Genomic DNA, 18,463 nt, shown 5'->3' with positions numbered 1-18,463 from the left:
GGAATATGTTGAATATACGCCATTTTTCATGGAGGATCGAGAGGAATCCGGCTATCGTCGCTACATTCCCCGGATTGCGACCTCAAACTGATGGACTACCTGATTCCCTATGGCCTCGAGTGGGCCAATCTGCTGGTGCGCTGGCTGCATCTGATCACTGGTATCGCCTGGATCGGCGCGTCCTTCTATTTCGTCTGGCTCGACAATTCGATCCGCCCGCCAGCGCCCGGCTCCGAGCTCGCGCGCAAAGGCGTGTCGGGCGAGCTGTGGGCCGTGCACGGCGGCGGCTTCTACAATCCGCAGAAATATCTGGTCGCCCCCGCTGCCTTGCCCAAGGAGCTGCACTGGTTCAAATGGGAGGCCTATACGACCTGGCTGTCCGGAATCAGCCTGCTGACCATCGTCTACTGGTGCAATGCCCAGGCCATGATGGTTGACAAGGCTGTGTACGATCTGACGAGCTGGCAGGCGATCGGCATCGGCTTCGGTTCGCTCGTGCTCGGCTGGACCGTCTATGACCTGCTGTGCCGCTCGCCCCTGGGCAAGCACGATGGCGCGCTTGGCCTCGTGATGTTCGGTTTCCTGACGGGTTCGGCCTGGTTGCTGTCCCAGTTTCTGTCGGGCCGCGCCGCCTATATCCATGTCGGCGCCATGATCGGCACCATGATGGTCGGGAACGTGCTGATGCTCATCATTCCGGGCCAGCGCAAGCTGGTTGCGGCCATGCTGGCCGGCCAGGCGCCCGATCCGATTCACGGCATCAAGGCCAAGCAGCGCAGCGTGCACAACAATTACTTCACGCTGCCCGTGCTGTTCATCATGATCAGCAACCACTACGCGATGACCTACCGCCACGCCCAGGCCTGGGCCGTGCTGGCCGTGATCATGGCCGCGGGCGTGCTGATCCGCCACTTCTTCAATCTGCGCCACAAGGGCCGCCTGGCCTGGCAGTATCCGCTGGCCGGGGCTGCGCTGCTGCTTGGGCTGGCTGTCTACCTGGCGCCGCCGGCGCCGGCCAAGGCGGCCGTGGTCGATCCGGTCCAGCAATTCGCCCAGGTCGAGCAGATCATGCGTCAGCGCTGTGTCAGCTGCCATGCCGAACATCCGAGCCAGCCCGGTTTCGCCCAGGCGCCCGCCGGTGTCGTGCTCAGCGATGCGACCAGCATCCGCCAGAACGCCCCGCGCATTTATCAGCAAGCCGTACAACTGAAAGCCATGCCCCTAGCCAACCTGACCCAGATGAGCGAGGCCGAACGGGCCATCGTCGCAGCCTGGTTCACGTCGGGCGCCCGATAAGGACCCCTATGCATCCCGCCAAACAACAGCTGGCCGACTGGATCGACAAGCACTTCGACGAAGAAGTGAACTTCCTGCAGCACGTGCTGCATATCCCCACCGACACCCCGCCCGGCGACAATGCGCGCCACGCCAAAACCGTGGCCGCGATGGTGCACGCCTTCGGCTGGCATGCCGAGCAGTACGATGTGCCGGCCGAGCGCGTGCACGACTACGGCATGCAGTCGATCACCAACCTGATCATCCGCCGTCCGTATGGCGACGGCGGCCCGACCATCGCCCTCAATGCCCACGGCGACGTGGTGCCGCCCGGCGAAGGCTGGACCAAGCCCCCGTATGGCGGCGTGATCGAAGACGGCTATATCTACGGGCGCGCGGCGGCCGTGTCGAAAGGCGATTTCGCCACCTATATTTTCGCCGTGCGCGCGCTCGAAGCCTTGCACGCGCCGCTCAAGGGTGGGGTCGAGCTGCACTTCACCTATGACGAGGAATTCGGCGGCCTGCTCGGCCCCGGCTACCTGCTCGAGCAGAAGCTGACCCGGCCCGACCTCGTGATCGCGGCCGGTTTCAGCTACAACATCGTCACCGCCCACAATGCCTGCCTGCAGTTCGAGATCACCGTGCACGGCAAGTCCGGCCATGGCGCCATGCCCGAGACCGGCGTCGACGCGCTGCAGGCCGCGACCCGCATTCTGAACGCCATCTACGGCGACCTGCCGCGTCTGCAGACCATCCGTTCCCAGGTGCCCGGCATCACCCATCCGACCATGCTGGTCGGGCGCATCGACGGCGGCACCAATACCAATGTCGTGCCCGGAAAGGTCGTGCTGAAGATGGACCGCCGCATGATTCCCGAGGAAGACCCGGTCGCGGTCGAAGCCCAGGTGCGCCAGCTGATCACCGAGGCCGTGGCCGGCCAGAGCGGCATCACGCTCGAGATCAAGCGCATTCTGCTATCGCATGCGTTGCGTCCGCTGCCCGGCGCCGCCCCCTTGATCGCCGCGCTGCAGAGCAACGGCGAAGCCGTCTTTGGCGAGCCGATCAGCGCGAGCGGCACCCCCTTATACGCCGACGCCCGCCTGTATGGCGAGCACGGCATCCCCGCCGTGCTGTACGGCGCCGGTCCGCGCAGCGTGCCCGAATCGAATGCCAAGAAGGCCGACGAGCGCCTGTCGCTGGACGACCTGCGCCGCGCCACCCAAGTCGTCGCGATGAGCCTCTACGACCTCCTCAGCTAAAAATACTGAACGGTGTCAGGTCCGGCAATCGGACATCGGGGAACTTTCGTCAAATCGAAAAGTTCTCAAATGTCCGTTTGCCGGACCTGACCCCGTACATTATTTGAGGGTGGTGTCGAAGAGTTTTAGGATGCGGCGGTATTCGTCGTACCAGCTCTCGGGCTGCACGAAACCGTGGCGCTCCACCGGGTAGGGCGCCAGCTCCCAATTGTCTTTCTTGAGCTCGATCAGGCGCTGGGCCAGGCGCACGCTGTCCTGGAAGAACACGTTGTCGTCCACCATACCGTGCGCGATCAGCAGATGCCCCTTGAGCTTGTCCGCATACTCGATTGGCGAGGAAATCTTGTAGGCCGTCGGGTCGAGATCGGGCGTGTTCAGGATATTGGCCGTGTACTCGTGGTTGTAGCTGGTCCAGTCGGTCACCGGGCGCAGCGCGGCGCCGGCCACGAAGGACTCGGGCGCACGCAGCAGGGCGATCAGACTCATGAAGCCGCCGTAGCTGCCGCCATACACGCCGACGCGCTTGGCGTCACCCTGCTGGGTGTCGGCCAGCCATTTGATGCCGTCCAGGTAGTCGTCCAGCTCGGGGTGGCCCATCTGGCGGTAGATGGCCGTGCGCCAGTCGCGCCCGTAACCGGCCGAGGCGCGGTAGTCCATGTCGAGCACCAGATAGCCGCGCTCGACCAGCAGGTTATGGAACATCTGCTCGCGGAAGTAGTTCGGATAGCGGCGGCTGCCGTTCTGCAGATAGCCGGCGCCGTGCACGAACAGCACGATCGGATACTTCTTGCCCGCTTCCAGCTTCTCCGGCCGGTAGAACTTGGACCAGATCACGCCCGCCCCGTGGGTCGAGGGCACGGCCACGTATTGCGGCTCGATCCAGCTGCGCGCCTTGTAGTCGGCGGTGCGGGTGTCGGTCAGCTTCTGTACCGTGCCGCCAGTGACGGGCTGGCTGGCCAGCTGGGCCGGCACGTAGGCGCTCGAGTAGCGCACCAGCAGCTGGCGCTCGTCGTGCGACAGGATGTAGTCCTCCACGCCTTCGAGGCGGGTCACTTCGCGCAGGCTGGCGTCCTTGCTGTTGACGGCGCAGACTTCGTAGATGCCGGGGTTCTTCGGATTGCACAGCATGTAGGCGGTGCTGCCGTCGTGGGTCCAGCGCACGTCCGAGGCTTCCCACTTGCCGGTGGTCAGCTCACGCGCTTTGCCATCGGCCAGGGTGTACAGGTGGGAGTGGCCGCTTTCCTCGGACAGATACCACAGGGTCTTGTTGTCCGGCATCCAGCCGTATTCGTTGAACGACCAGTTGATCCAGGCCTTGTCGCTCAGTCGGTGCAGCGGCGTCAGGCTGGCTTTGGCCAGGTCGAGCTGGGCGATCCAGCGGTCCTTGTTGTCGACCGCGCGCAGCATCACGGCCAGGCGGCTGCCGTCGGCGCTCCAGCGGAAGGTGGAGGCGTCGCCCATGCCGCGCACGGCGCGTTCGCCTTTCAGCGCGGGCAGTTTCTGTTCGGCGCGCAGCGCGGCCAGCGGGTCCTCGCTGATGCCGGGCAGGGTGCTGAACGGCACCTCGCGCACGGTGCCGCTGGCCAGTTCGATCAGCTTGACGGTCTGCGGCGCGGGCAGGTTGCGGCCGACGCGCGTGCGCTCGTCGTCAAATTCTTCGTAGCCCGATTCGGTCACATAGCGCGGCATCTTGCCGATGCGGCCGCGGTCGGCGCCTTTGGGCGAGGCCAGCACGGCCAGATATTTACCATCCGGCGAGAGGGCGCTGGCGGCGATGTCGATCTTGTCGCCAAGGTAGATTGGGGCCGGCGCGCGGGTCGGATCGGCGCGCCGCTCGGCCTGGGCCTGATCGCGCTGGGCGTCGCGCTCGGCTTTCTGGCGCTTCAGGGTTTCGAACAGGCGCAGCTGCATGTCGCGCAGGCTGTCGGCCTCGGGCGCGGCGGCCGGGTCCTTGGCGGCGCGCGGCAGGGCCACGGGGGCGAGCAGGCGCTCGGCGCGGTCCCAGCGATACCAGTCGTGGCCGACGCGGAACTGGATGGCCTGGCCGTCGGCGCTGTACTGCGGGGCGCTGGCGCCGGCCGCGCCCTTGTACACCTGGACCAGGGCGCCGCTATTCAGCTCGCGCTCGAACAGGTCGCCGTTGCGCAGCACGATGGCGCGCGTGTGCTCTTTGTTGAAGATCGGATTGCCGCTGTCGAGGCGGGCAGCTTCGGCGTCCGTCACCTGACGCGTCTTGCCGCCTTCGATCACGAAGGTGTCGCGCAGCGGCGAGGCGCTGCGTTTCTGCTTGTAGAAGATCTGCTTGCCGTCCCAGCTCCACCAGGCCTGTTCGACCGGGTTGCCGATCCAGTCGGGATGGGCCATGGCCTGGTCGAGGCTGATGGGCGTGGCGGCCTGGGCGCCGAGGGCGATGGCCAGCGAGGCAGTGAGGATGTACAGACGCATGCTTGTCTTCCTGGGGTGACGAGAAACAGAAATTCTAGCCCAGAAAGTTGATATGCAAACATGCATATCTCAGGGTTCGCGTCCGGTGATCTTTTCCTTGTCGGCGTTGGCCGTGATCGATTCGGTGCGCAGGTGCTCGGCGTAGGCGCGCTGGCCTTCGTTGTAGAGCTGCTGCAGGGCGACGCTGGTGGCCAGGGCCTGGGCGCGCTGCAGGTCGTGGGCATTGAGCGCGGCCTGCAGTTCGGCGGCGCGGGCGCGCTCGGCCGGATCGGGCGAGAGGTCGGGCCGCGCATACGGCAGCGGACCGGCCAGGCCGGCCGGGGCGCTGGAGGCCGCCCCGACCACCTGTTCCGGGCCCGTGCGGGCGAACAGCTCAAGCACCCCGCCCAGGCCCCCGGCCGGGGCCGACGTGGCCGTACGCACCCCTGCGCTGCGGGCAGCAGCCACGGGCGGTTTGGTCACGGCCAGGTCGACTTCCTGGCTGCAGCCGGCCAGCAGTACGAGCAGGAGCGGCAGCAGCGTCTTCATTACTGCATGCGGCCGACGGCGATCACGCGGCAGCTGTCGTTCGAGAAGTATTCCGAACCCGAGGCCATCGACCAGGTATAGCCGACCACCTTGCCGCTGGCGGCGTCGGCGTACAGGCGCAGGGTGCCGATGCCGGCGCCGCCCAGGCCGTTGTTGCCATTGGCGCCGCGCGTGTCGCTGTAGAGCTTGCCGGTGGCGTCGGTGGCGTAGTGGTCGGAGGCCGAGGAGTCGGCGATCTGCACTTCGTACTGGACGGTGCCGGCGATGATCGGGGCGGTGTCGGTGCTGCGCTTGACGGCGGCCGACATGGCGATCATGGTGTGGCCCGTCGTCGTCTTGTTAGCGCAGGGCAGGTACTTGATGGCCACCACGTCGCCGCGCTGGATGGCATTCGCGGCGCTGATGTTGAGGAAGCCTTTCTGGGCCGTGATGTTGTCGTAGTAGACGGCCGAGGACGGGCTGGTCGAGCCGGTGCGGGTCTTGTAGGCGCTGTCGCTGAAGCCGTAGCTGGTCTTGATCACATTGCTGACGAAGGGGGCGCAGGTCGAGCGGTTCTGGTAGATGCTGGCACCGTTGATGCCGGCCCAGGTCACCGTGGTCGGGTCGCTGTCGTACACATTGTTGGCGGCGGCGACCTTGGCGATCAGGTCCTGGGCCATGTCGGCGTGCTTGAGGAAGTCGGCGGCCTGGGCCTGGGTGGCGGCGAACAGGGCGGCGGCGATGCAGGTCTTGGTGATGGCGTTCATGATTTTCCCGTGCAGGTGGCTGTTGTCGATGTCGACAGATTACGCAGCGCCCTTGTCAGGAATTTGTCACCGCCGGCCCGTTTTGTGTCAATTGTGTCAGTCGGGGCTGAACAGGTAGCCAACATTGCGCACGGTCTTGATGGTCTGCGGCTTGTCGGGGTCTTCCTCGATCTTCTTGCGCAGGCGCGTGATGCGGCTGTCGACCGAGCGGTCGAACGGGTCGTCGCCGCGCCGGTTCGACAGTTCGAGCAGGCGTTCGCGGCTCAGCGGGCGGCCCGGATTGGCCACGAAGAAGGCCAGCAGATCGTATTCCATCGCCGTCAGCGGCACTTCGGTCGCGCCCTGCCACAGGGTGCGGGTGTCGAGGTCGAGCTGGCATTTGCCGACCTTTTTGCGCTGGCTGGGCACGGCCGCCGGCGCCGCAGCAGCGGCCGCGGGCAGGCGGCGCAGCAGGCTTTTCACGCGCGCCAGCAGCTCGCGCAGATCGAAGGGTTTGCCCACGTAGTCGTCGGCGCCCATCTCCAGGCCGACCACCTTGTCGACCTGGCTGTTCATCGTCGTCACCATGATGATGCCGGCGCTGGTGTTCTGACGCAGGTGGCGCGTCAGCGACAGGCCGTCCTCGCCCGGCAGGTTCAGGTCGAGCAGCACCACCTGGGGCGTGAAGCCGGCCAGCACGGCGCGCATGGCCTGGCCATCGCCGGCGCAGCGCACCTCGAAGCCGTGCAGGGTGAAGTACTCCTCCATCGTCTCGCAGATTTCGGCTTCGTCGTCGACCACCAGCAGGCGGGCTTTGTCAGTCATGGCGGGGCTCCAGCAGGGGTTGGACCATGGCCAGCAGGGCCGCTGGCTGGATTGGCTTGTCGAGCAGGCGGCGGGTGTCGTCGAATTCGCCTTCCTCGGCCTGGTAGTCGCCGCTCATGAAGACGAAACGTCCGGCCAGCGCCGGCCAGCGCGTGATGGCGGCCACGTAGAAGGCGTCGCCATCGGGCATCGGCATGCGCAGATCGCAGATCACCAGGGCGGGCAGGGTGGCGGCCATCTGCTCGAGGGCGCGCGCGCCGTCGCTGGCGCTGGCGGCCTGGTAGCCGGCCTCGCGCAGCAGCGCCACCACTTGCTGCGCCACGGCGTCTTCCTCGTCCACCACCAGCACGCCGCCGCGCGCGGCCGGCCGCGCCTGGGGTGCGGCGGCCGTCTGCGCGGGGCGCGGCAGCACCAGGGCGAAGCAGGCGCCGGCACCGACGTCTTCCAGCTGCAGGCGGCCGCCGTGGGCTTCCAGCATGGCGGCGCAGACCGACAGGCCAAGGCCCGTACCCTGGCCGACCGGCTTGGTGGTGAAGAAGGGTTCGAAGATGCGCTCGCGCAGATCGGCCGGCACACCGTGGCCGCTGTCGCGCACGCGCACGGTGATGGTCTGTTCGTCCCAGTCGCTGTCGATGCGCAGCAGGCGCGTGGCCTGGCCATCCATCGCCTGCTGGGCGTTGAGCACCAGATTGCTGAGCACCTGATGCAGCTGGTCCTCGTCGCCGAACACGGGCGGCAGGTGCGGGTCGAGCGTCAATTGCAGCGTCACCTGGGGCGTCACCAGCAGCTCGGTCACCTCGCGCACCAGCTGGTTCAGATCGACCTGGCTGCGCTGGGCCGGCTGCTGGCGCGCCATCGCCTGGAAGGTGGCCACGATGCGCGTGCAGCGCTTGGCGGCGCGCGCGATCTTGTCGGCGCGCTGGGCGGTTTTCGGATCGCTGCTCAATTCGTGCAGCAGCTGGGCCTGGCCGCTGACGATCGACAGCGGGTTATTCAGTTCGTGCGCCAGGCCGCCCAGCATGGCGCCCAGGGCCGACAGCTTCTGGTGCTGTTCGAGCGCCTTGCGCTGCACTTCCATTTCCTGTTCGAGCTGACGCGCACGCGACAGGTCGCGGATAAAGGCCGTCACCAGCTTGCGCCCGGCCAGACGCACGCCGCGCAGTGTGACCTCGGCCGGGAACAGGCTGCCATCGGCGCGCATGGCCTCGAGCTCGGCGCGGTCGAGCGCGAGGTTGGGCTGGGGGCTGGCGATGTAGCGCGTGAAGCCCGCCGTGTGGGCGGCGCGGTGCGCGGGCGGCACGATCAGCTCGCCGATGCGTTGGCCGAGGGCGGCCGCGCGCGTGCGCCCGAAGATGGTTTCGGCGGCCGGGTTGAACTCGACCACGCGGCCCTCGGCATCGACCGTGATCACGGCGTCGCTGGAGGCGGCGATCAGGGCCTGATGCAGGGCCAGCGAATCGTAGGAGCGGAAGAACTGCAGGCGCGCCTGCGCCTCGATCGCGTAGCCGGCCAGGGCGCCGACCAGGGCGGTGCCGAGCATCAGCAATTCATTGCCGAGGGTGGCGCCGCCGGCCAGCTGGGCGCGCAGCAGGTCCACGCCGATCAGCACGGCGATCACGGCCAGCGCCCAGCGCATGCGGCGCGTGACCCCGGCCAGGGTCTGGGCCTGGTAGGCCAGCTCCAGGTCCGGGTCGCGAAAACGCAGGGTGAGCGGGTGCAGCAGGCTGGCAGGCGGCAGGCTGAAATCGGTCGTCACAAGAATCTTGCCAATATTGAACATGGCTAGATTATCATGTGGTGTAGCGGCGCCCAAGCCCCGGGGCGACCGCCACCACCAAAAAAAGCGGGCGACGGGAAATGTCTTGAAACGATTGGCTTTGCTAGCCGTGCTCAGCCTGTGGCTGGCCGTGCCTGCGCGCGCGGCCGAGCTGCTGGCCGTGGGTGCGGAATTCAGCCGGGTGTTCGAAAAGAACGCGGCCGGCGAGTACGACGGCATGGCCCCGGCCATCCTGCGCGAACTGGCGCGCCGCATGGGCTACAGCGTGCGCTTTGAGCTGCTGCCCTGGCCGCGCGCCCAGGCCATGGTGGCCGATGGCCGCGCCGACATCCTGATCGGCCCCTACAAGACGCCCGAGCGCGAAGCCACGTTCGCCTTCTCCGAGCTGCCCTTTTATCAGGATGCGATGGTGTTCTATTCGCTGGCCAGCCACAAGCGCGTGTGGCAGGGCGATTACGCGGCGCTGGCCAGCCAGCGTCTGGTGGCCATGAACGGCTGGGCCTACGGTCCGGCGTTCGAGGCCGCGCGTCCGCGCCTGGACGTGAGCACGGCCAACGCGGTCGAGAACGGTCTGAAAATGCTGGCCTTCGGGCGCGCCGATCTGTTCGCCAGCAACCGCCGCAACACTGAGCCGGTCATTTCGCGCCTGCATTGGGAAGAGAAGTTTGTCGTGCAGGGCCCGCCGCTGTACGTCCAGCAAGGCTATTTTGCCTTCCCGCGCAAACCCCAGTTCGACGCCTTGCGCCGCCAGTTCGACGCCGCCATGCGCACCTATGCCGAAGCTGGCGATCTCAAACGCCTGGGCCTGATGTATGCGGTCACGGTGCCTCCGGTCAAGGAACGTTAAACCCGTCAGACCACCGTTTTGTTGTGGACAAAATGGGACACTCGCCCTGTTTTTCACTGAACATGAGAATTCAAGGGAAAAGTCCTGACTCAGCAGGCATCCCCCTGCGGCGAGCTGCAAATTCCCCCTTATTCCCTCGACAATTTGTTTTGTCGATCTTGTATTTCCCCTAAAATTTCACCGGGAATTCTGACGCCTTTTTGATGGACGGCGCTCCCCTTCCTCGCGATAATCCGCTTCGATTTGTCCAGGACAAAACAATGTAGGCTTGGCCTGCAAAGCAAGCAATCCACCGATCAATTTGAGGAGTAGGGAATGTCGATCAATCAATTAGTTTATCTGAGCCAGTCCACGCGCAAGATGTCTGCGGAAGACCTGAACGAGATCTTGCGCGTCGCCAAGGAGAACAATCAGCGCCTCGATGTGACGGGTAGTCTGTTCTACAACGGCGGCTGGTTTTTGCAGGTGCTCGAAGGGCCGCTGGACAAGATCAATGCCTTGTACAAGAAGATCGAGCGCGATCCGCGCCACAAGAATTCCCGCATCCTGTACAACGAACCGGCCAAGTTCCGCACCTTCACGCGCTGGAGCATGAACATGACCAATCTCGACGACCGTCAGGCCGACAAATACGCACAACTGGTGGAAGTGATCGATGCGGCCAAGACCGACCGCAAGATCGGGGCGATGTCGCCGGCCGTGTCGCTGCTGAAAATTTTCAAGGAGTGAGGCGGACGCCAGAAACAACAAAGCCCCTCGTGAGGGGCTTGTGTTCAGAAATCTGTGGTCGGGGTGAGAGGATTCGAACCTCCGGCCTCTACGTCCCGAACGTAGCGCTCTACCAGGCTAAGCTACACCCCGACAGGTGAAGAAGCAAGATTATAGGCGGTGGCCCTGTTGCTGTCAAGGCCGTAATTGCCGTTTGCTTCGTTTAATGGCTGCGATCCACTGCAAAACGGCACAACTGCAGCATCGATTCCTTGTACACGGACGCGGGCATGGCGGCGATTGCTTCGGCGGCGCGTTCGGCGGCGGCCACGGCGGCGCGGCGCGTGTACTCGAGCGCGCCGCTCTGGGTGATGGCGCTCAGCACGGCGTCGAAATGCTCTTCGTCACCCGTCTCGATGCAGGAGCGCACGAGGGCGCGCTGCTCGGCCGTGCCGTGTTCCATCAGATAGATCAGGGGCAGCGTCGGTTTGCCTTCGCGCAGGTCGTCGCCGACATTCTTGCCGATCTCGGCGGCGTCGCCCGCGTAGTCGAGCACGTCGTCGATCAGCTGGAAGGCCGTGCCGAGCGAGCGGCCATACTCGCCGGCGGCGGCAATCGCGGTGTCATCGGCACCGGCGACCAGGGCACCCAGCTCGGCCGCGGCCTCGAACAGCTTGGCCGTCTTGGAGCGGATCACCAGCAGATAGCTGTCCTCGGTCACGTCGGGGTCGTGCATATTCAGCAGCTGCAGCACTTCGCCCTCGGCGATCACATTGGTGGCGTCCGACAGGATGCGCATCACACGCATATTGTCGAGACTGACCATCATCTGGAAGGAGCGCGAGTACAGGAAGTCGCCGACCAGCACCGAAGCGGCATTGCCGAACAGGGCATTGGCGGTCTGGCGCCCGCGCCGCATGGTCGACTCGTCGACCACGTCGTCGTGCAGCAGGGTGGCGGTGTGGATGAATTCGACCACGGCCGCGAGCTCGTGGTGGGCCGTGCCTTGATAACCATAGGCATTAGCCATAAGCAACACCAAGACCGGACGAATCCGCTTGCCGCCGGCGCTGATGATGTATTCCGCGATCTGGTTGACCAGGGCCACGTCCGAATGCAGGCGCTGGCGGATCACCGTATTGACGGCTTGCATATCCGCAGCGATGGCGTGGGTCGGATTGGTGCTCGGGGCGGGGTCGATGGCGGTCAAGGCTAAACCTGCTGGCTAGAATTCACGGTTTCGGGCAGCGGGCATTATAAGCCATGGCGCCCGTCTCGTCCCCACACCGATTTAGCTTTTGACGTCCAGACCCATTTCGTGTATGATCAGCGGTTCTCCGAATTGTCGGGGAATGTTTTTATCAAATTTTGAGGATTTCAACTATGTACGCGGTCATAAAAACCGGCGGTAAGCAATATAAAGTTGCTGCTGGCGAAAAATTGAAAGTAGAACAGATACCGGCAGACATTGGTTCCGAAATCACCATCGACCAGGTCCTCGCCGTTGGCGCGGGCGACAGCATCAAATTTGGTGCTCCCCTGGTGGCAGGTGCTTCGGTTGTGGCCAAAGTCGTCGCTCATGGTCGTCATGACAAAGTGCGCATTTTCAAAATGCGTCGTCGTAAGCACTACCAAAAGCGCCAGGGCCATCGCCAAAATTTCACCGAACTCGAAATCACGGCAATCAACGGCTAATCGCCTGTTTGTCAGCTATTCATTAGGAGCTAATTAAATGGCACACAAAAAAGGCGGCGGCACTACGCGAAACGGCCGTGACTCAGAATCGAAACGCCTGGGCGTAAAAGTCTACGGCGGCCAGTCGATCAATGCCGGTGGCATCATCGTGCGTCAGCGCGGTACCCCGGTGCGCGCTGGTGAGAACGTGGGTACGGGCAAAGACCACACCCTGTTCGCCCTGGTCGACGGCACGGTCAAGTTCCTGACCAAAGGCCCGCACGGCTCGCAGAAATTCGTGGCTGTGATCCCGGCTGCAGCCTGATTGGCAAAGCATAAGGCGCAAGCCTGATACCAAAAAGGCTCTGCCAGTGGTAGAGCCTTTTTCCTTTTTAGAGCGTCCATCATGAAGTTCATCGACGAAGCCCGCATTGAAGTGATCGCCGGTACCGGCGGCAATGGTTGCGCATCGTTCTGCCGCGAGAAGTTCCGCCCGTTTGGCGGCCCCGACGGCGGCGACGGCGGCCGTGGCGGCAGCATTTACGCCATCGCCGACCGCAACGTCAACACCCTGGTTGACTACCGCTATGCCAAGATGCACCGCGCCGAAAATGGCGAACCGGGCCGTGGATCGGACTGCTATGGCAAGGGCGCCGAGGATGTCCACCTGCGCATGCCGGTCGGCACCCTGATCATCGACAATAACTCGGGCGAAGTGCTGGCCGACCTGACCACGCACGGCCAGACCGAGCTGCTGGCCCGGGGCGGCGAGGGCGGCTGGGGCAATATCCATTTCAAGAGCTCGACCAACCGCGCCCCGCGTCAGAAGACCGACGGCAAGGAAGGCGAACGCCGCGAACTGCGTCTGGAACTGAAGGTGCTGGCCGATGTCGGCCTGCTCGGCATGCCCAATGCCGGCAAGTCGACCTTCATCACGGCCGTGTCGAATGCGCGCCCGAAGATCGCCGACTACCCGTTCACGACCCTGCATCCGAATCTGGGCGTGGTGCGCGTGTCGCACGAAAAGAGCTTCGTCATCGCCGATATTCCGGGTCTGATCGAAGGGGCGGCCGAAGGCGCCGGCCTCGGCCACCAGTTCCTGCGCCACCTGCAGCGCACCCATCTGCTGCTGCACATCGTCGACGTTGCGCCTTTCGATGCGGGCGTCGATCCGGTCAAGGAAGCCAAGGCCCTGGTCAAGGAACTCAAGAAGTACGACGAGTCGCTGGCCGACAAGCCGCGCTGGCTCGTGCTCAACAAGCTGGACATGGTGCCCGAGGACGAGCGCAAGAAAGTGGTCAAGGATTTCGTCAAGCGCATGGCCTGGAAGGGCCCGGTGTTTGAAATCTCGGCCCTGTCGCGCGAAGGCTGCCAGGAACTGGTGAATGCCATCTACCTGCACCTGCAGGAGACCAAGGCCGCCGAGTTCCGCGCCGAAGAAACCACGATCACCGAAGAAGCGCGCGGTATCCACTCGATCGACCCGGACGATCCGCGTTTCAAAGTTGTCGAGTAAGCGGTTTTCCTGCACCACAGCGGGCCTGCGTCGGCAGGCCCTGCGCATCATTGCTACACTACACTCGTTGTCTGCCCTGGTCGCCCTGCTCGACCCGGACCGGGTGGCGGTGATGATGGGCGAATTTCTGGTCGGCGTGAATGGCTACAGCCAGTTCTACGCGACCCACGTCGGCGTGCGGCTCGCGACAGCGGCGCTTGCACTGTTGGCCGCAAGGCCGGGCCAAACGCCCCTCCTTGGCGACATCACGGCAGCATTGATCCTGGCGCAACCGCTGGGCCGTCTGGTGGCGGCCTTGGCGATTGGTTTGCCCCAGGGTGATTTGTTAATCATTAGCGTGGCCGAAATGATCGCCGGTACAGTGTTGCTGGCGCTGCGGCCCGCCACGAGGCCTGCATGAAGTCTGTCATCCACAGCGCGAAACGTATCATCATCAAGGTCGGCTCCTCGCTCGTCACCAATGACGGCCGCGGGCTCGACCATCAAGCCATCGCCCGCTGGGCGGCCCAGATCGCGGCCCTGCGCGCGCTCGGCAAGGAAGTGGTGCTGGTGTCGTCCGGCGCGATCGCCGAAGGCCGCCTGCGCCTGGGCTTTGAGACCCGCCCGACCGATGTGCACGAGCTGCAAGCCTGCGCCGCCGTCGGCCAGATGGGCCTGTGCCAGATTTACGAAAGTTCCTTCCGCGCGCATGGCATCGGCACCGCCCAGGTGCTGCTGACCCACGCCGACCTGGCCGACCGCGAACGCTATCTGAACGCGCGCTCGACCCTGGCGGCCCTGCTGCGCTTTGGCGTGGTGCCGATCATCAATGAGAACGACACGGTCATCACTGATGAAATCAAGTTCGGCGACAACGACACGCTGGGCGCGCTCGTGGCCAACCTGATCGATGCCGATGCCCTGATCATCCTCACCGACCAGAAGGGCCTGTACAGCGCCGACCCGCGCAAGGACCCGGACGCCTACCTGATCACCGAAGCGGTGGCGGGCGACCCGGCCCTGGAAGCCATGGCCGGCGGTGCCGGTTCCAGCCTGGGCCGGGGCGGCATGCTGACGAAGATTCTGGCGGCCAAGCGCGCGGCCGGTTCCGGCGCCCACACGATCATCGCCTGGGGACGCGAGGACAATGTGCTGACCCGGCTGGCCGCCGGCGAAGCGATCGGCACCCAACTGGCCGCCCAGACGGCCCACCTGACGGCACGCAAGCAATGGATGGCCGACCACCTGCACACGGCGGGCAAGGTCGTGCTCGATGCCGGCGCGGTCGAGAAGGTGAAGGGCGAGGGCAAGTCCCTGCTGCCGATTGGCGTGGTGGCCGTCGAAGGCGAGTTCGGCCGCGGCGCCGTCATCACCTGTGTGACCCAGAATGGCGTGGCGATTGCGCGCGGCCTGTCCAACTACACGAGCAGCGAGGCGCGCCGCATCGTGCGCAAGCCGTCGAGCGACATCGCCGCCATCCTCGGCTACGTCGAAGCGCCCGAACTGATCCACCGCGACAATCTCGTCCTGCTCTGATCCCCGGTGCCGGGAAAAGCGTTATATCATTCGGTATACATCGCTTTTTCCGGAGGGGACATGCTTTCCTTAAGCCGAAGTCTGCTGCTGGCTGCAGGCCTGCTGGCGGCCGCCATGGCGCGCGCGGACGAGATCCAGGTGGCTGTGGCCGCCAATTTCGCCGGGCCCATCCAGCAGATCGCGAGCGGTTTTGAGCGCAGCAGCGGCCACCGCCTGCGTATCACCACGGGGGCGACCGGCAAGTTCTACGCCCAGATCCGGAGCGGCGCGCCGTTCGAGGTCTTGCTGGCCGCCGACGACAGCACGCCGGCGCGGCTCGAGGCCGAAGGGGCGGCCGTGCCCGGTACGCGCTTCACCTACGCGGTCGGCAAGCTGGCCCTGTGGAGCAGCAAGCCCGGCCTGGTTGACGACAAGGGCGAGGTCCTGCGCACGGGCAGCTTCAGCCATCTGGCGCTGGCCAATCCCAAGCTCGCACCGTATGGCGCGGCGGCGCTCGAAACCCTGAGCGCGCTTGGCCTGGCCGAGCGCCTGCGCCCGCGCATGGTGATGGGCGAGAACATCGCCCAGACCTACCAGTTTGTCGCCACCGGCAACGCGGAACTGGGCTTCGTCGCCCTGTCCCAGATTCAGGAGAATGGCGTCCTCAAGGGCGGTTCGGCCTGGCTGGTGCCGGCCCAGCTGCATGCGCCGATCCGCCAGGACGCGGTGCTGCTGGCGAAGGGCAAAGACCGCCCGGCCGCGCTGGCGCTGCTGGCCTATCTGAAGTCCGACGCGGCGCGCGCCGTGATCGCCGCGGCCGGCTACGGTCTCTGATTGGCGTCCATGTTCAGCCCCGACGACCTGGCCGCCCTCTGGCTCACGCTGCGCCTGGCCACGGCCACCACGGTCCTGCTGCTGATCGTGGCGGCGCCGCTGGCCTGGTGGCTGGCGCGCTCGCGCTCGCTCGCGGCCGGCGTGGTCGGCGCGCTGACCACCTTGCCCATGGTGCTGCCGCCGACGGTGATCGGCTTCTATCTGCTGGTCCTGATGGGCGAGCAGGGGCCGCTCGGCCGCCTGACCAGCGCGCTCGGCTGGGGGCTGCTGCCATTCAGCTTCAGCGGACTGCTGCTGGCTTCGCTCATCTACTCGCTGCCGTTTGCGGTGCAGCCGATCCAGCAGGCGTTCAAGGAAATCGGGCCGCGCCCTTTGGAGGTGGCGGCCACGCTCGGCGCGGGACCGGTCGACCGCTTCTTTTCCGTCGCGCTGCCGCTGGCGCGCCATGGCATCGTGACGGCGGCGGTGATGAGCTTTGCCCACACGGTTGGCGAATTCGGGGTGGTGCTGATGATCGGCGGGAATATCCCGGGCGCCACGCGCCTGATCTCGGTACAGATATTCGACCACGTGGAAGCCCTCGAATACCAGCAGGCGCATTGGCTGTCGGGCGGCATGCTCGCCTTCAGCTTCGTGGTGCTGCTGAGCCTGCATTTCCTCCAGCGCCGCCGGGGTGAGCGATGAGCCTGCACGCCAGCTTCCGCCTGCCGCTGGCCGCGTTCACGCTCGATGTGGCGCTCGACCTGCCGGGGCGCGGCATCACGGCCCTGTTCGGTCCCTCGGGCTCGGGCAAGACCACGCTGCTGCGCTGCATGGCCGGGCTGGAAGCGGGCGCACAAGGACGGCTGCAGCTGGGCTCGGAATGCCTGTACGACAGCGCACGCGGCATCGCCGTGCCGACCCATCTGCGCCGCATCGGCATGGTGTTCCAGGAAGGGAATCTGTTTCCCCATCTCGATGTGCGCGACAACCTGCTGTTTGGCCGAAAGCGCGCGCCAGCCGCCGCGCCGGGCTTGAGTCTGGAGCAGGCCTGCGAACGCTTTGATCTCGGCCCCTTGCTGAGGCGGCGCGTGCAGGCCCTGTCGGGTGGTGAGCGCCAGCGCGTGGCGATTGCCCGCGCGCTGCTGGGCGCGCCGCAACTACTGCTGATGGACGAGCCGCTGTCAGCCCTCGACGCCCAGCGCAAGCAGGAGATCCTGCCTTACCTGCAGGCCCTGCGCGAGGAGCAGGCGCTGCCGATCATCTACATCACCCACGCCATCGACGAGGTGGTGCGGATCGCCGACCATCTGGTGCTGCTCGACGCCGGGCGGTGCGTGGGACAGGGGCCGCTGTCGGAGACGCTCGGCAGCCTCGAGCTGCCCGAAGCCTTCCTCGAGGAATCGAGCGTGGTCCTGCCCGCCCTCGTGCACAGCCATGACAGCGAGCATGCCTTGACCTGTCTGCAAGCGCCGTGCGGGCTCATATGGGCGCCGGCTCACGCCATGCAGGTCGGCACGGCCACGCGCGTGCGCATTCATGCGCGCGACGTCAGCATCGCGCTCAGCCGCCCGCAGGATTCCAGCATTCTCAATCTGTTCGCCGCGCGCATCACGGCCTGCAAGGCGGACGGCGCCGCGCAGATGCTGGTGGCCTGCGACGCGGGCGGTGCGCGCATCGTTGCACGCATCACGCGCCGCTCCTGTGCGGCACTCGCGCTGCGGCCGGGCATGGAAGTCTGGCTGCAGGTGAAATCGGTGAGCCTGTCATGAAGTCGCCCGCCTTCAGCGTCGAGGGCGCGCTGTGGATGCGCATCGGCAGCGAAAAATTTGGCGGCAAGGGCCGGATCGACCTGCTGGCCAAGCTGGCCGAGTGCGGCTCGATTACCCAGGCGGCCAAGGCCGTGGGCATCAGCTACAAGGCGGCCTGGGATGCAATTGATGCCATGAACAATCTGGCCGGCGCGCCGCTGGTCGAACGCGCCAAGGGCGGACGCGGCGGTGGCGGTACGCGCCTGACCGCGCGCGGGCAGCAGCTGGTGGCCAATTTCCAGACGCTGGAGGCGGCCCATCAGCGCTTTGTGCGCGAACTGAGCGAGCAGGCCGGCAGTCTGGCCGATGATTATCTGTTGATCCGGAGGATGGCCATGAAGACCAGCGCGCGCAATCAGTTCTTCGGCCGCGTCAGCGCGATCCGGCGCGGCGCGGTCAACGATGAAATCACTTTGTGCATTGTCGGCGGCCAGAGTCTGGTCGCGACGATCACGCATGAAAGCACGCAGAGTCTGGGCCTGGCCGTCGGTAGCGAAGCCTTTGCCCTGGTCAAGGCCTCGTCCATCATGCTGGCCGACACTGCCGGCGGCACGCGCTTCTCAGCGCGCAATCAGTTGCAGGGGACGATAAGCCGCTTGCAGACGGGGGCCGTCAACACGGAAGTGAATATCGACCTCGGCGAGGGCGGCAGCCTGGCCGCCATCGTCACCAACGAGAGCGCCGCCGCCATGCAGCTGGCGCCCGGCGCACCCGTGTGCGCGCTGTTCAAGGCCTCGAGTCTGATTCTGGGCGTGCCAGCCTGAGC

Annotated in this window: 19 protein-coding genes and 1 tRNA gene; 13 read left to right on the top strand and 7 right to left on the bottom strand. The window is 65.6% G+C overall.

Annotated elements, in window-relative coordinates:
* The first annotated feature begins 90 nt into the window (after nt 1-90).
* Nucleotides 91-1,296, top strand: coding sequence for a urate hydroxylase PuuD (locus tag LZ005_RS17005; RefSeq protein WP_237809691.1), 1,206 nt, complete (start codon nt 91-93; stop codon nt 1,294-1,296).
* Nucleotides 1,297-1,304: 8 nt separating this feature from the next.
* The gene (locus tag LZ005_RS17000; protein ID WP_237809690.1) at nt 1,305-2,534 is read left to right on the top strand and encodes a M20/M25/M40 family metallo-hydrolase; all 1,230 of its coding nucleotides are present in this window, start codon (nt 1,305-1,307) and stop codon (nt 2,532-2,534) included.
* Nucleotides 2,535-2,633: 99 nt separating this feature from the next.
* Here LZ005_RS17000 and LZ005_RS16995 read toward each other — a convergent pair whose 3' ends face one another.
* From LZ005_RS16995 to LZ005_RS16975, 5 genes are all read right to left on the bottom strand, one after another.
* A complete protein-coding gene (locus LZ005_RS16995; RefSeq protein ID WP_237809689.1) occupies nt 2,634-4,979 on the bottom strand; it encodes a prolyl oligopeptidase family serine peptidase in 2,346 nt (781 codons plus the stop codon).
* A 69-nt stretch (nt 4,980-5,048) separates the two neighbouring features.
* Nucleotides 5,049-5,507 (bottom strand): hypothetical protein, encoded by a 459-nt coding sequence (locus LZ005_RS16990; RefSeq protein WP_237809688.1) that lies wholly within the window; start codon nt 5,505-5,507, stop codon nt 5,049-5,051.
* Entirely contained in the window at nt 5,507-6,253 is a 747-nt protein-coding gene (locus LZ005_RS16985; protein WP_237809687.1) for a hypothetical protein, read from the bottom strand. Before LZ005_RS16985 ends, LZ005_RS16990 begins: the two co-directional genes overlap by 1 nt.
* Before the next feature lie 96 nt (nt 6,254-6,349).
* Nucleotides 6,350-7,057 (bottom strand): response regulator, encoded by a 708-nt coding sequence (locus LZ005_RS16980; protein ID WP_237809686.1) that lies wholly within the window; start codon nt 7,055-7,057, stop codon nt 6,350-6,352.
* Nucleotides 7,050-8,837 carry a hybrid sensor histidine kinase/response regulator gene (locus LZ005_RS16975; protein ID WP_237809685.1) on the bottom strand — a complete coding sequence of 596 codons (1,788 nt, stop codon included), beginning with the start codon at nt 8,835-8,837 and terminating at the stop codon, nt 7,050-7,052. Before LZ005_RS16975 ends, LZ005_RS16980 begins: the two co-directional genes overlap by 8 nt.
* A gap of 82 nt (nt 8,838-8,919) precedes the next feature.
* Here LZ005_RS16975 and LZ005_RS16970 point away from each other — a divergent pair, with 82 nt between their 5' ends.
* Both LZ005_RS16970 and LZ005_RS16965 read left to right on the top strand, forming a co-directional pair.
* On the top strand, nt 8,920-9,681 hold the full coding sequence (locus tag LZ005_RS16970; protein ID WP_237809684.1) for an ABC transporter substrate-binding protein: 762 nt from the start codon (nt 8,920-8,922) through the stop codon (nt 9,679-9,681).
* Between the two features lie 315 nt (nt 9,682-9,996).
* Nucleotides 9,997-10,410, top strand: coding sequence for a BLUF domain-containing protein (locus tag LZ005_RS16965; RefSeq protein WP_237809683.1), 414 nt, complete (start codon nt 9,997-9,999; stop codon nt 10,408-10,410).
* 55 nt (nt 10,411-10,465) lie between these two features.
* Here the strand turns inward: LZ005_RS16965 and LZ005_RS16960 are convergent.
* Both LZ005_RS16960 and ispB read right to left on the bottom strand, forming a co-directional pair.
* Nucleotides 10,466-10,542: transfer RNA gene (locus LZ005_RS16960), tRNA-Pro, on the bottom strand.
* 70 nt (nt 10,543-10,612) lie between these two features.
* The gene (gene ispB / locus LZ005_RS16955; protein WP_237809753.1) at nt 10,613-11,542 is read right to left on the bottom strand and encodes an octaprenyl diphosphate synthase; all 930 of its coding nucleotides are present in this window, start codon (nt 11,540-11,542) and stop codon (nt 10,613-10,615) included.
* A 230-nt stretch (nt 11,543-11,772) separates the two neighbouring features.
* On the opposite strand from ispB, the gene rplU reads away from it, so the two are divergent.
* From rplU to LZ005_RS16910, 9 genes are all read left to right on the top strand, one after another.
* Nucleotides 11,773-12,084, top strand: coding sequence for a 50S ribosomal protein L21 (gene rplU / locus LZ005_RS16950; RefSeq protein ID WP_237809682.1), 312 nt, complete (start codon nt 11,773-11,775; stop codon nt 12,082-12,084).
* A gap of 37 nt (nt 12,085-12,121) precedes the next feature.
* A complete protein-coding gene (gene rpmA, locus LZ005_RS16945) occupies nt 12,122-12,388 on the top strand; it encodes a 50S ribosomal protein L27 (protein WP_237809681.1) in 267 nt (88 codons plus the stop codon).
* Nucleotides 12,389-12,469: 81 nt separating this feature from the next.
* Nucleotides 12,470-13,579 (top strand): GTPase ObgE, encoded by a 1,110-nt coding sequence (obgE, locus tag LZ005_RS16940; protein ID WP_237809680.1) that lies wholly within the window; start codon nt 12,470-12,472, stop codon nt 13,577-13,579.
* A 67-nt stretch (nt 13,580-13,646) separates the two neighbouring features.
* Nucleotides 13,647-13,979, top strand: a complete 333-nt coding sequence (locus LZ005_RS16935) for a hypothetical protein (protein ID WP_237809679.1) — start codon at nt 13,647-13,649, stop codon at nt 13,977-13,979.
* The gene (gene proB / locus LZ005_RS16930; RefSeq protein WP_237809678.1) at nt 13,976-15,094 is read left to right on the top strand and encodes a glutamate 5-kinase; all 1,119 of its coding nucleotides are present in this window, start codon (nt 13,976-13,978) and stop codon (nt 15,092-15,094) included. Before LZ005_RS16935 ends, proB begins: the two co-directional genes overlap by 4 nt.
* A gap of 60 nt (nt 15,095-15,154) precedes the next feature.
* Nucleotides 15,155-15,907 carry a molybdate ABC transporter substrate-binding protein gene (gene modA, locus LZ005_RS16925; protein WP_237809677.1) on the top strand — a complete coding sequence of 251 codons (753 nt, stop codon included), beginning with the start codon at nt 15,155-15,157 and terminating at the stop codon, nt 15,905-15,907.
* Between the two features lie 9 nt (nt 15,908-15,916).
* Nucleotides 15,917-16,591 carry a molybdate ABC transporter permease subunit gene (gene modB / locus LZ005_RS16920; RefSeq protein ID WP_237809676.1) on the top strand — a complete coding sequence of 225 codons (675 nt, stop codon included), beginning with the start codon at nt 15,917-15,919 and terminating at the stop codon, nt 16,589-16,591.
* Nucleotides 16,588-17,658, top strand: a complete 1,071-nt coding sequence (gene modC, locus LZ005_RS16915; RefSeq protein ID WP_237809675.1) for a molybdenum ABC transporter ATP-binding protein — start codon at nt 16,588-16,590, stop codon at nt 17,656-17,658. Before modB ends, modC begins: the two co-directional genes overlap by 4 nt.
* Nucleotides 17,655-18,461: a TOBE domain-containing protein gene (locus LZ005_RS16910; protein WP_237809674.1), complete on the top strand. Its 807-nt coding sequence runs from the start codon at nt 17,655-17,657 to the stop codon at nt 18,459-18,461. The genes modC and LZ005_RS16910 overlap by 4 nt, the downstream gene beginning before the upstream one ends.
* Nucleotides 18,462-18,463 lie beyond the last annotated feature (2 nt).

It is taken from the genome of Massilia sp. TS11, assembly GCF_022012445.1.
Lineage (GTDB): Bacteria > Pseudomonadota > Gammaproteobacteria > Burkholderiales > Burkholderiaceae_D > Telluria.
Note: the sequence above shows the minus strand (reverse complement) of the source record. Positions and strands in the feature narration are given on the sequence as shown.

What these genes read in the sequence shown, in the direction of transcription:
- LZ005_RS17005 (WP_237809691.1), top strand. Translation starts at nt 91, where the DNA reads ATGGACTACCTGATTCCCTATGGCCTCGAGTGGGCCAATCTGCTGGTG.
- LZ005_RS17000 (WP_237809690.1), top strand. Translation starts at nt 1,305, where the DNA reads ATGCATCCCGCCAAACAACAGCTGGCCGACTGGATCGACAAGCACTTC.
- LZ005_RS16995 (WP_237809689.1), bottom strand. Translation starts at nt 4,979, where the DNA reads ATGCGTCTGTACATCCTCACTGCCTCGCTGGCCATCGCCCTCGGCGCC.
- LZ005_RS16990 (WP_237809688.1), bottom strand. Translation starts at nt 5,507, where the DNA reads ATGAAGACGCTGCTGCCGCTCCTGCTCGTACTGCTGGCCGGCTGCAGC.
- LZ005_RS16985 (WP_237809687.1), bottom strand. Translation starts at nt 6,253, where the DNA reads ATGAACGCCATCACCAAGACCTGCATCGCCGCCGCCCTGTTCGCCGCC.
- LZ005_RS16980 (WP_237809686.1), bottom strand. Translation starts at nt 7,057, where the DNA reads ATGACTGACAAAGCCCGCCTGCTGGTGGTCGACGACGAAGCCGAAATC.
- LZ005_RS16975 (WP_237809685.1), bottom strand. Translation starts at nt 8,837, where the DNA reads ATGTTCAATATTGGCAAGATTCTTGTGACGACCGATTTCAGCCTGCCG.
- LZ005_RS16965 (WP_237809683.1), top strand. Translation starts at nt 9,997, where the DNA reads ATGTCGATCAATCAATTAGTTTATCTGAGCCAGTCCACGCGCAAGATG.
- ispB (WP_237809753.1), bottom strand. Translation starts at nt 11,542, where the DNA reads ATGCAAGCCGTCAATACGGTGATCCGCCAGCGCCTGCATTCGGACGTG.
- rplU (WP_237809682.1), top strand. Translation starts at nt 11,773, where the DNA reads ATGTACGCGGTCATAAAAACCGGCGGTAAGCAATATAAAGTTGCTGCT.
- rpmA (WP_237809681.1), top strand. Translation starts at nt 12,122, where the DNA reads ATGGCACACAAAAAAGGCGGCGGCACTACGCGAAACGGCCGTGACTCA.
- obgE (WP_237809680.1), top strand. Translation starts at nt 12,470, where the DNA reads ATGAAGTTCATCGACGAAGCCCGCATTGAAGTGATCGCCGGTACCGGC.
- proB (WP_237809678.1), top strand. Translation starts at nt 13,976, where the DNA reads ATGAAGTCTGTCATCCACAGCGCGAAACGTATCATCATCAAGGTCGGC.
- modA (WP_237809677.1), top strand. Translation starts at nt 15,155, where the DNA reads ATGCTTTCCTTAAGCCGAAGTCTGCTGCTGGCTGCAGGCCTGCTGGCG.
- modB (WP_237809676.1), top strand. Translation starts at nt 15,917, where the DNA reads ATGTTCAGCCCCGACGACCTGGCCGCCCTCTGGCTCACGCTGCGCCTG.
- modC (WP_237809675.1), top strand. Translation starts at nt 16,588, where the DNA reads ATGAGCCTGCACGCCAGCTTCCGCCTGCCGCTGGCCGCGTTCACGCTC.
- LZ005_RS16910 (WP_237809674.1), top strand. Translation starts at nt 17,655, where the DNA reads ATGAAGTCGCCCGCCTTCAGCGTCGAGGGCGCGCTGTGGATGCGCATC.